The organism is Gordonia sp. (in: high G+C Gram-positive bacteria) (assembly GCF_049299075.1).
Classification (GTDB): domain Bacteria; phylum Actinomycetota; class Actinomycetes; order Mycobacteriales; family Mycobacteriaceae; genus Gordonia.
Window position 1 is genome coordinate 1 of record NZ_JBAQWU010000028.1, and the last position, 10,642, is coordinate 10,642.

Annotated in this window: 10 protein-coding genes; 7 read left to right on the forward strand and 3 right to left on the reverse strand. The window is 65.9% G+C overall.

Going from position 1 to position 10,642, the window contains the following annotated elements; genetic code table 11:
* The 3 genes from ilvD to WAW85_RS01000 form a co-directional block, all read right to left on the reverse strand.
* A partial coding sequence (gene ilvD, locus WAW85_RS00990) for a dihydroxy-acid dehydratase (protein WP_422557805.1) occupies nt 1-1,322 on the reverse strand: 1,322 nt, incomplete at its 3' end.
* Between the two features lie 88 nt (nt 1,323-1,410).
* Entirely contained in the window at nt 1,411-2,748 is a 1,338-nt protein-coding gene (gene mgtE, locus WAW85_RS00995) for a magnesium transporter (RefSeq protein WP_422557806.1), read from the reverse strand.
* 63 nt (nt 2,749-2,811) lie between these two features.
* Nucleotides 2,812-3,258, reverse strand: a complete 447-nt coding sequence (locus tag WAW85_RS01000; RefSeq protein ID WP_422557807.1) for a PH domain-containing protein — start codon at nt 3,256-3,258, stop codon at nt 2,812-2,814.
* Between the two features lie 253 nt (nt 3,259-3,511).
* Here WAW85_RS01000 and WAW85_RS01005 point away from each other — a divergent pair, with 253 nt between their 5' ends.
* The 7 genes from WAW85_RS01005 to WAW85_RS01035 all read left to right on the forward strand — a co-directional run bounded on the left by WAW85_RS01005 (nt 3,512) and on the right by WAW85_RS01035 (nt 10,449).
* Nucleotides 3,512-5,413: an acetolactate synthase large subunit gene (locus tag WAW85_RS01005; protein WP_422557808.1), complete on the forward strand. Its 1,902-nt coding sequence runs from the start codon at nt 3,512-3,514 to the stop codon at nt 5,411-5,413.
* Between the two features lie 7 nt (nt 5,414-5,420).
* Nucleotides 5,421-5,921 carry an acetolactate synthase small subunit gene (gene ilvN / locus WAW85_RS01010; protein WP_422557809.1) on the forward strand — a complete coding sequence of 167 codons (501 nt, stop codon included), beginning with the start codon at nt 5,421-5,423 and terminating at the stop codon, nt 5,919-5,921.
* A gap of 76 nt (nt 5,922-5,997) precedes the next feature.
* Nucleotides 5,998-7,011 carry a ketol-acid reductoisomerase gene (gene ilvC, locus WAW85_RS01015; RefSeq protein WP_422557810.1) on the forward strand — a complete coding sequence of 338 codons (1,014 nt, stop codon included), beginning with the start codon at nt 5,998-6,000 and terminating at the stop codon, nt 7,009-7,011.
* A gap of 197 nt (nt 7,012-7,208) precedes the next feature.
* A complete protein-coding gene (locus tag WAW85_RS01020; RefSeq protein WP_422557811.1) occupies nt 7,209-8,180 on the forward strand; it encodes a DUF2510 domain-containing protein in 972 nt (323 codons plus the stop codon).
* 70 nt (nt 8,181-8,250) lie between these two features.
* Nucleotides 8,251-8,691: an SRPBCC family protein gene (locus WAW85_RS01025; protein WP_422557812.1), complete on the forward strand. Its 441-nt coding sequence runs from the start codon at nt 8,251-8,253 to the stop codon at nt 8,689-8,691.
* 34 nt (nt 8,692-8,725) lie between these two features.
* The gene (locus WAW85_RS01030) at nt 8,726-9,841 is read left to right on the forward strand and encodes an S-(hydroxymethyl)mycothiol dehydrogenase (protein ID WP_422557813.1); all 1,116 of its coding nucleotides are present in this window, start codon (nt 8,726-8,728) and stop codon (nt 9,839-9,841) included.
* The gene (locus WAW85_RS01035; protein WP_422557814.1) at nt 9,841-10,449 is read left to right on the forward strand and encodes an MBL fold metallo-hydrolase; all 609 of its coding nucleotides are present in this window, start codon (nt 9,841-9,843) and stop codon (nt 10,447-10,449) included. Before WAW85_RS01030 ends, WAW85_RS01035 begins: the two co-directional genes overlap by 1 nt.
* Nucleotides 10,450-10,642 lie beyond the last annotated feature (193 nt).

A 10,642-nucleotide genomic window follows, 5' to 3' on the forward strand; every position in this document is an offset into this window, starting at 1 on the left:
GTCTTGAGGACGGCGCCGTCCTCGGCGATGTTGCCGTGCAGCACGCATAGGCCGCCTTCGACGGTGTACGCGTGCTCCTTGTCCCGGATGCAGCCACCGGCGGCATCGGTGTCCAATGACTCCCACCGATTCGACGTCGAGAACGGCTGGGTGGTGCGCACCCCGCCGGGCGCGGCGTGGAAGAGTTCGAGCGCCTGGTCGGTGGCGGTGCCGCTGCGGATGTCCCAGTCGGCGAGGTATGCCTCGAGTGACGGTGCGTGGACCGGGTGCACGTCGGTGTTCAACAGACCCGCGCGGTTCAGCTCGCCGAGGATCGCCGGAATCCCGCCCGCCCGGTGCACATGCTCCATGTAGTAGTCGGGGGAGTTTGGGGCGACCTTGGCCAGGCACGGGACGTTCCGCGAAATGGCGTCGATGGCGTGCAGGTCGAAATCGATTTCGGCCTCCTGCGCGGCGGCCAGGATGTGCAGCACGGTGTTGGTGGATCCGCCCATGGCGACATCGAGCGTCATCGCATTCTCGAAGGCCTTGCGGGTGGCGACGTTGCGCGGCAGCACCGACTCGTCGTCGTCGTGGTAGTAGCGGTTGGCCAGGTCGACGACCAGCTCGCCAGCCCGGGTGAACAGGTCGCGGCGCGCGGTCTGGGTGGCCAGCGTGGAGCCGTTGCCTGGCAGTGACAGACCCAGCGCCTCGGTGAGGCAGTTCATGGAGTTCGCGGTGAACATGCCCGAGCACGATCCGCAGGTGGGGCAGGCCGCTGTCTCGACGTCATGCAACTCTTTGTCGTTGACGTTGCTGTCCGCCGAGGCGATGATCGCGTCGACCAGGTCCGAGCCCGGATGCACCACACCGTTGATGACGACCGAGGTGCCAGCCTCCATCGGGCCGCCGGAGACGAAGACCGTCGGGATGTTCAGCCGGAGGGCGGCATTGAGCATGCCGGGGGTGATCTTGTCGCAGTTCGAGATGCAGACCAGGGCGTCGGCGGTGTGCGCGTTCACCATGTACTCGACCGAGTCGGCGATGATCTCGCGGCTGGGCAGTGAGTAGAGCATGCCGCCGTGGCCCATCGCGATGCCGTCGTCGACGGCGATGGTGTGGAATTCGCGGGCCACGCCACCGGCCTTGGTGATGGCCTCGGCGACGATGTCGCCGACGTTCTTGAGGTGCACGTGCCCGGGCACGAACTGCGTGTACGAGTTGGAGATCGCGACGATCGGCTTACCGAAGTCGTCGTCGGTCATCCCGGTGGCGCGCCAGAGGGAACGGGCACCGGCGGCCTCCCGGCCGACAGTGGTGGTGCGAGACCGCAGGGCAGGCATTGTTCGTCCTTGCAAGTTCGGAGGGGATCCCGGCCGGGCTGGGCCGGAAACCTGGTACAGCTCTGAGTTTACGCGCCGCCGGCTTTGCTCAGATCCCGAGGACGGCCTTGGCGATCATGAAGTAGATGATCAGTCCGGTGGCATCGCAGAACGTCGAGATGAACGGGGTGGAGAAGACGGCGGGATCGACGCGAATCAGCTTGGCTAGCAGCGGCATCAGACCGCCGACGGTGGCGGCCATCGTGCACACCGAGATGATGGTCAGCCCGATCACCGAGCCGATGCCCAGTCCGTAGATCAACGAGGCCACCGCGAAACCGACGACGCCGAGCGCCGTACCCATCGTCAGGCCGACGCGAATCTCCTTGCCCGCCACCCGCGCGGCATCACGCGGATGCACCTCCCCGGTGGCCAGGGCGCGGGTCACCGTCGTCGCCGCCTGCGAACCGGTGTTGCCGCCGATGCCGGTGAGCAGCGGGATGAACAGGGCCAGCGCTACCTTCTGCTCCAGCGTGCCCTCGAAGATCTCCAGGACGTTGACTGTCAGGATCGCCGAGATCGCCAGCACAAACAACCAGACCACGCGAGATTTAGTGATCGCGAAGACCGAAGCGAGCAGGTACGACTCGCGCAGTGGCTCACGCGCGCCGGCGCGGGCCTCGTCCACATCGCGGGCGGCGTCGACGATCTCGATGGCGTCGTCGAGGGTGAGAATGCCAACGAGGCGGTCTTCGGCGTCGACGACCGGCATCGCTGAGATGCCGCGGTCCACGCAGCGCTCGGCGGTGGTCTCCGCATCGTCGAGGGCGTGCGCGTAAATGGGGGTCTTGGCGAAGCCGCCGACCGGTTCTTCCGGGTCGGCCAGCAGCAGTTCACGCAAGCTGACGACGCCGACGAGGTGCCGACCGCGGTCGAGGACCGGCACAATGTAGATCGACTGCACCTGATGCCCGCGGGCCTTCACTCGGTCTAGGACCGTGGTGGCGGAGTCGTCGGTGAAGCCGTGAATGAACTCCGGGCTCATCCGGCGGCCGACCGAGCCGCGCGGGAAGCCCAGGACAACCGAGGTGAGGTCGCGCTCTTCGGGGGACAAAGCGCGCACCAGTTGTTTGGCGACGTTGGCAGGAAGCTCATCGAGCAGCTCGGCGCGATCCTCGGGCTCCAGGTTGTCGAAGGCAGCAGCCACCTCGGCGCTGCCGAGCTCGCTGATCAGTTCGGCTTGGTTGTCGGCGTCCAAGGAATCGAAGACTTCCAGTGCCTGATCTTTGAGGAGGAGTCGGAAGCCGATGGTGCGTCGGCGCGGGGAGAGTTGCTCGAGCAGCGCGGCCGCCTCCTGCGGCGCCAGTGGATGCAGAATTGCCGACGCTGCGGGCAGGTCGCGCTCACGCAGGGTGTCGTTGAGGTCGAGCACGGTGGTAGCGGGCATGGCCCCGATTGTCGCCCACGCCGGCGGGTTTGTCCTGACGACTAGTTTTGCGTGCCGACGCGATCAGGCATTTGCGGCGCGTTCGGCCTGGCGGGCTTCGCGTTCGGCGGCGAACGGATCGGGGACGCGGCCACCGGAGTACAACGAGAGCACGGGGAGGTCGTCAAAGCTCACTGCGGGCAGGGCGACCCGATCACCGTCGAGTCGGACGGCGCGCACCGCGCTCCACTTGGGGAACTGCAGACCGGCGAGCTCGGACCACTCGACGCGTGTCTGGCCGACGGTGTGCACGGCGGTCAGACCATCGTCGTCGATGACGGTCTTGATGCGGCGGATCCACCAGATCTGCGCGAAGGGCAGCAGCAACACCCACCCGAACCAGAGGGAGACGCCCAGCAGCATCACCGCGATCACGAGGGTGACGACAACAGTGAGATAGGCCAATCGGGAGATGACGAAAGCGACACTCTCGGGGGCCTGGCTCGGGCGGGTGGCGGCAGGTACGGACACACTGCCATTGTGGCACCCGATGTCCTGGGCGAGCCAAGCGGCGGGAAACCGATCAAGTCGATTTGACGCGGCGCGGACTGCTGCCTTACTTTATGACGGTGATGAACACGAAACTTCTCGTAGTAATCGGTCGGCGCGTCAACGCCTGATCGGTCACTTCGCAGACCTTTCGAACTTCATCGACGCGCCCCTCGCACAGCACACGCTGTCGGGGGTTTTTTCTTGTCAGGACTACCAGGATGAGGATCGTGCAGTGAGCACTCCAACAGCCCCCGGGTCGACTCGGTCGCAGTCGCCGTCCACCGATTCCCTGCGCTCGGGCCACACTGTGGCCCCCGAGCGCGTCACCGGCGCCCAGTCCGTTGTCCGAACTCTTGAAGAGCTCGGCGTCGAGACCGTTTTCGGTATCCCCGGCGGTGCAGTCCTCCCGGTATACGATCCGCTGCTCGATTCGCAGAAGGTCCGGCACATCCTGGTTCGCCATGAGCAGGGTGCCGGCCACGCCGCGACCGGCTATGCGCAGGTCGCGGGCAAGGCTGGCGTCATGATGGCCACCTCCGGACCGGGTGCCACCAACCTGGTGACCCCGCTGGCCGACGCGCAGATGGACTCGGTCCCGGTCGTCGCCATCACCGGCCAGGTGGGCCGCGCGTTGATCGGCACCGACGCCTTCCAGGAGGCAGACATCTCCGGCATCACCATGCCGATCACCAAGCACAACTTCCTGGTCAGCGTGGCCGCGGATATCCCGCGCGTCATCGCCGAGGCCTTTTATATCGCCGAGTCCGGTCGTCCTGGCGCCGTCCTCGTCGATATCCCGAAGGATGTCCTGCAGGCCCAGACGACGTTCTCCTGGCCCCCGCAGTTCGACCTGCCCGGCTACCGTCCGGTGACCAAGCCGCACGGTAAGCAGGTCCGCGAGGCCGCACGCATGATCGCGCAGGCCCGTCGTCCGGTGCTCTACGTCGGCGGCGGGGTGATCAAGGCCGAGGCCTCGGCTGAACTCCTGGAGCTGGCTGAGCTGACGGGCATTCCCGTCGTCACCACGTTGATGGCGCGTGGCGCGTTCCCCGACAGCCACGACCTGCACATGGGGATGCCCGGCATGCACGGCGCGGTCGGCGCTGTCGGCGCGCTGCAGCGCAGCGATCTGCTGATCACCCTCGGCGCCCGGTTCGACGATCGGGTCACCGGTCGACTCGATTCCTTCGCGCCCGACGCCAAGGTGATCCATGCCGATATCGATCCGGCCGAGATCGGTAAGAACCGCACCGTGGACGTGCCGATCGTCGGCGACGCCCGGAACGTGATCCTCGACTTCATTGAGGAACTGCGCAACGACGTGGCCGCCGGCGGGACGCGTGCCGACCTGGCTCCGTGGTGGAAATACCTGTCGGGCCTGCGTGACACCTACCCGCTGAGCTACGACAAGCAGTCCGACGGTTCGCTCTCACCGGAGTTCGTCATCTCCGAACTCGGTAAGGCGGCCGGCCCGGACGCGGTGTACTGCGCCGGTGTCGGCCAGCACCAGATGTGGGCGGCGCAGTTCGTCAAGTACGAGAAGCCGCGCACCTGGCTGAACTCCGGCGGTCTGGGCACCATGGGGTACTCCATCCCGGCAGCGATGGGCGCCAAAGCCGCCGCGCCGGAGAAGGAAGTCTGGGCGATCGACGGCGACGGCTGCTTCCAGATGACCAATCAGGAGCTGGCCACCTGTGCGATCGAGGGGATTCCGATCAAGGTCGCACTGATCAACAACGGCAATCTGGGTATGGTCCGCCAGTGGCAGACCCTGTTCTACGACCAGCGCTACTCGAGTACCGATCTTTCGACGCACTCGAAGATGATCCCGGACTTCGTGAAGCTCGGCGAGGCACTCGGCTGCGTCGCCATGCGCGTCGACCGCGAAGAGGACGTCGCCGCGGCCATCGCCAAAGCACGCGAGATCAACGACCGCCCGGTCCTGATCGACTTCATCGTCGGCAAGGACGCCCAGGTGTGGCCGATGGTCGCCTCAGGCTGCGGTAACGATGAGATCATGGCGGCCCGGGACATCCGGCCGCTGTTCGACGACGACGAGTCCGCCGGCGACACGCCGGCCGACATTCACGACACGATGCTGCGTCCGCGTGACGACGCGCCGGAAGGGGAGTGACCCGTTCATGAGCACTCATACGCTGAGCGTGCTGGTCGAGGACCGGCCGGGCGTGCTGGCCCGCGTGGCGAGCCTGTTTTCGCGTCGCGGTTTCAACATCGAATCGTTGGCGGTGGGCCCGACGGAGCTCAAGGGCATGTCGCGAATGACGATCATGGTCGCAGTCGACGACTTCCCGCTCGAGCAGGTGACCAAGCAGCTCAACAAGCTGATCAACGTCATCAAGATCGTCGAGCAGGACCCGGAGAACTCGGTGTCCCGCGAGCTGATGCTGATCAAGGTGCGCTCGGATGCGACCAACCGCGCCGAAATCGTCGATGTGGTGAACCTGTTCCGGGCCAAGGTCATCGACGTGGCGCCGGAGTCGGTGACGGTGGAAGCCACCGGCACCTCGGACAAGCTCGAAGCGCTGCTGCGCATGCTCGACCCGTACGGGATCCGGGAGATCGCCCAGTCGGGCGGTGTCACCCTCGGACGGGGACCCAAGAGCATGTCGGCTCACCGCTGACGCAACAATCAATACCTAACAACACACAACCAGCAACGCCGCCACCGCACCGGTGGGGTACACGAAGGGAATTACCGTGGCAGTCGAGAAGTTCTACGACGACGACGCAGACCTGTCGATCATCCAGGGCAAGAAGGTCGCCGTGATCGGCTACGGCAGCCAGGGCCATGCCCACTCGCTGTCGCTGCGCGATTCGGGCGTCGAGGTCGCCATCGGCCTGCGTGAGGGCTCGGCGTCGCGCGCCAAGGCGCAGGAGCAGGGTCTGACGGTCATGACCGCGGCGAAGGCCGCCGAATGGGCCGATGTGATCATGCTGCTGGCCCCGGACACCAGCCAGGCCGCGATCTTCACCGAAGACATCGAGCCGAACCTCAACGAGGGCGACGCCCTGTTCTTCGGCCACGGTCTGAACATCCACTTCGGTCTGATCAAGCCCCCGGCCAACGTCACCGTCGCCATGGTGGCGCCCAAGGGCCCCGGCCACCTGGTCCGTCGTCAGTTCGTCGACGGCAAGGGTGTGCCTGCGCTGATCGCCGTGCACCAGGATCCGACCGGGAACGGTCAGGCGCTGGCGCTCAGCTACGCCAAGGCCATCGGCGGCACCCGCGCCGGCGTCCTGAAGACCGACTTCAAAGAAGAGACCGAGACCGACCTGTTCGGTGAGCAGGCCGTGCTGTGCGGCGGCACCGAAGAACTGGTCAAGACCGGTTTCGAGGTTCTCGTTGAGGCCGGCTACGAGCCGGAGATGGCCTACTTCGAGTGCCTGCACGAGCTCAAGCTGATCGTCGACCTGATGTACGAGGGCGGCATCGCCCGGATGAACTACTCGGTGTCGGACACCGCGGAGTTCGGCGGCTACCTGTCCGGTCCGCGCGTGATCGACGCCGGCACCAAGGAGCGGATGAAGGAGATCCTGTCCGACATCCAGGACGGCACCTTTGTCAAGCAGCTCGTCGCCAACGTCGAGGGCGGCAACAAGCAGCTCGAGGCCCTGCGCAAGGAGAACGCCGAGCACCCGATCGAGGTCACCGGCAAGGCCCTGCGCGATCTGATGAGCTGGGTCGACCGCCCGATCACCGAGACCGCCTGAATCCGCTCCCCGAGCCCGCTTGATCGGTGAGCCCTCGTGCTCCCCGAGCCCCGCTTGCTCCCTGAGCCCCGCTTGCTCCCTGAGCTTGTCGAAGGGTCAAGGGGAGATGACAGCGCCCCGCACCACTCGGTGTGGGGCGCTGTCGCATATGTGTAGATCGCGGCGTGTGCCGACCGCAAAGCGATAGCCTCAGCGGCATGGGGATGTCGACGACAGAGAACTTCACTACGAGAATCGCGGCGTCCTTCGGTGACGTGCATCGGGCAGTGTGGGAGGCGTTTGCGCAGCCGATGAAAGCAACGATCGTCGACGGTGCGAACCCGCTTATCGCGGATGTGCCGCGGGCGATCCGAAAGAATCGCTGGGGAGCTCGGGTTACCGCAGGTATTCGTGAGGCAGGCCCGGGTGAGACAGATGTTGATTGGACGGTCGAACACACGGGAACACACCACCGGGACATCCTCGACGAGGTGCTCGGTGCGGTCCCGTTTGCTGTCGTCGTCACTTCTGAGCCGCCACCGAAGCCGACATTTCGCCAAGTGATGCAGGAGGCGACGGCCAATGCAGAGCAGGCACGCCGGAACGCCGCTTCGGAAGCGAGTCAGGCACGCCGTACTGCCCTAGCCGAAGCGCAATTCAATGGCCTGAAACTGAGTTCGAAGGCACGGACGCTCTCCTTTGAGGGGAGAACTTTTCCCATCGCTGGCGCGCAGGCAGTTGTTGAACTTGGTGCGCCCAACTCGCGCCTCACCGCAACACGCATATTAGCGGTTGGGGTGTTTGCGCTCGCGGCGAAAAAGGATAAGACCAAGGTTTTCATTACGGTCGCACTCGCGGACGGGCAATCGCTAGTCGTCGAAGGGAACGCGAAGAAACAGGAGTCAGCAGCGCGCGAGTTCGCGGCGGCCGTCAATTCCGCTGGGGCTCGGAGGACTGAGCGGGAATCAGTTCCGGAAGCGGACCGATCGGTTCCGCCGCCGCCAAGCGCAGTTCCGGCTGGATGGTATCCAGACACAGAGAACGCCTCAATACAGCGCTACTGGGACGGTAGTGGTTGGACTGAGCACACGGCGCCGAACGTTGCGCTGGCGGAGACCGATTCGGCGGAAGCTACGACCGGTGCTCCGGGCGTTCCTGAGCCGCTGCGCGGGCCGGGATACGATTCTTGACTAACGCACGTCAGCCGGCGCGCAGATTGGCTGGTTCGGCACTGACCGAGCCGCGTAGAGGGGAAAAGTTATGGGCGAAGTCAAGCACGAAGCAGTTATCAAGGCCCCGCGTGAGCAGGTTTTCGCGTACATCAACGACTACCACAATGTCCCCGACTACTTTTTCGGGGTGAGCCGGTTCCAGCCGCTGACCGACCAGACGTCGGGGGCCGGAGCGACCTTCGAGACGGCGCTCAAGGTGGGTCCGAAGGAACTCAAATCGACGTTGAAGTGCACCGATTGGGTGGAGAACGAGCTGATCGAGTTGGTATCCACCAGCGGTTTCGGGGCGAGCACCACCTGGCGCACGGCCGACGGCGCCGAGGCCGGCACCACCACGCTGGCCGTGGTGTTCACCTACACGCTGCCCGGTGGTCTGGCCGGTAAGCTCCTCAGCCCGCTGATGGGCCCGTTCGCCGAGCAGGCGGTCAAGCATTCGGAGAACAAGATCCGCGACGCCGTCGAAGGCTGACACCGGATCCCGGTCCCAATAGGAGGAGTACAGCATGAGTCAGATCGTCAAGGGTGTCATCGCCCGGGCCAAGGGTGCACTGGTGGAGACGGTGAACATCACCGTGCCCGACCCCGGTCCGGGTGAGGCAGTCGTGCAGATCGCGACGTGCGGTGTCTGCCACACCGACCTGCACTACCGCGAGGGCGGCATCAACGACGAGTTCCCGTTCCTGCTTGGCCACGAGGCCGCAGGCATCGTCGAATCGGTCGGCGAGGGTGTCACCGAGGTGGCCCCGGGTGATTTCGTCGTGCTGAACTGGCGCGCCGTCTGCGGCGAGTGCCGGGCCTGCAAGCGCGGCGAGCCGAAGTACTGCTTCGACTCCAAGAACGCCGACCAGAAGATGACCATCGCCGACGGCGAGGGCGCCGGTACTGAGCTCAGCCCCGCCCTGGGCATCGGCGCCTTCATCGAGAAGACCCTGGTGGCCGCCGGCCAGTGCACCAAAGTAGATCCCGAAGCCGATCCGGCTGCCGCCGGTCTGCTCGGCTGCGGGGTGATGGCCGGTCTGGGCGCGGCCATCAACACCGGCGAGGCCGGGCGCGGCAAGTCCGTCGCGGTGATCGGCTGCGGCGGTGTGGGTGTGGCAGCCGTCGCCGGTGCGGCGCTGGCCGGTTCGATGCCGATCATCGCCGTCGACATTGATGCCAAGAAGCTTGACGCCGCCAAGAAGCTGGGTGCCACCCACGTCGTGGATTCGTCAAAGGTCGATCCGATCGAGGCCATCGCGGAGATCTGCGACAAGTACTATCCGGGTGCCGAAGGCGCCGACGTCGTAGTGGACGCGGTGGGCCGCCCGGAGACCTGGAAGCAGGCCTTCTACGCCCGCGACCTGGCCGGCACCGTGGTGCTGGTCGGCGTGCCGAACCCGGAGATGAAGCTCCCCGATATTCCGTTGATCGACGTCTTCGGCCGCGGCGGTCAACTCAAATCCTCCTGGTACGGTGACTGCCTGCCCAGCAAAGACTTCCCGATGTTGGTCGACCTCTACCGCGACGGCCGGCTGGACCTGGACGCCTTCGTCACCGAGCGCATCGGCATCGACGACGTCGAGGCAGCCTTCGAGAAAATGCACCGCGGTGACGTGCTGCGCTCAGTGGTGGTCCTCTAGTGTCGGCACGCATCGACCACGCGGTCACCTCGGGCACGTTCAGCCTGGACGGGGAGACCTTCGACGTCGACAACAACGTGTGGGTGATCGGCGACGACCACGAATGCATCGTGCTCGACGCCCCGCACTCGGTCGCCGACATCCTCGCTGTCGTGGACGGTCGCACGGTCACCGCGATCGTGTGCACCCACGCGCACGACGACCACGTCCGCTACGCGCCGGAACTGGCCGAGGCCACCGGTGCGCCGATCTGGCTGCACCCCGCCGACGCGCCGCTCTGGGAGCTGACGCACCCGGGTCGGGCCTGGGACGGCGACCTGACCGACGGTCAGGAGATCGAAGTCGGCGGGACCACCCTCACCGTCATTCACACCCCGGGCCACGCGCCCGGGGGCGTCTGCCTGTACGCGCCGGAACTGGGTGTCCTCTTCACCGGCGACACCCTGTTCCACGGTGGTCCCGGTGCCACTGGGCGGTCGTTCTCCAGTCGCGAACTACTCGAAGACTCGATCCGCGCGCGCCTGTACGGTCTACCCGACGACACCGTCGTGCACACCGGCCATGGAGGCTCCACCACTATCGGTGCAGAGAAGGCCTCGCTCGGCTGATTCTCGGGGGGATTCCCTCCTTGCCGTGCCCTGCGCGACAATCGCGGAATGCGTATCGGATTTATCGGCGTCGGCCGCATCACCCGCGCGATCGTGGAGGGGTTATGCACCTCCGAAGATCCCCCGGTGGTGCGGCTGTCGCCGCGCAGCGCAACGGTGTCCGCCGAACTGGCGGAGCGCTTCGGGATCGAAG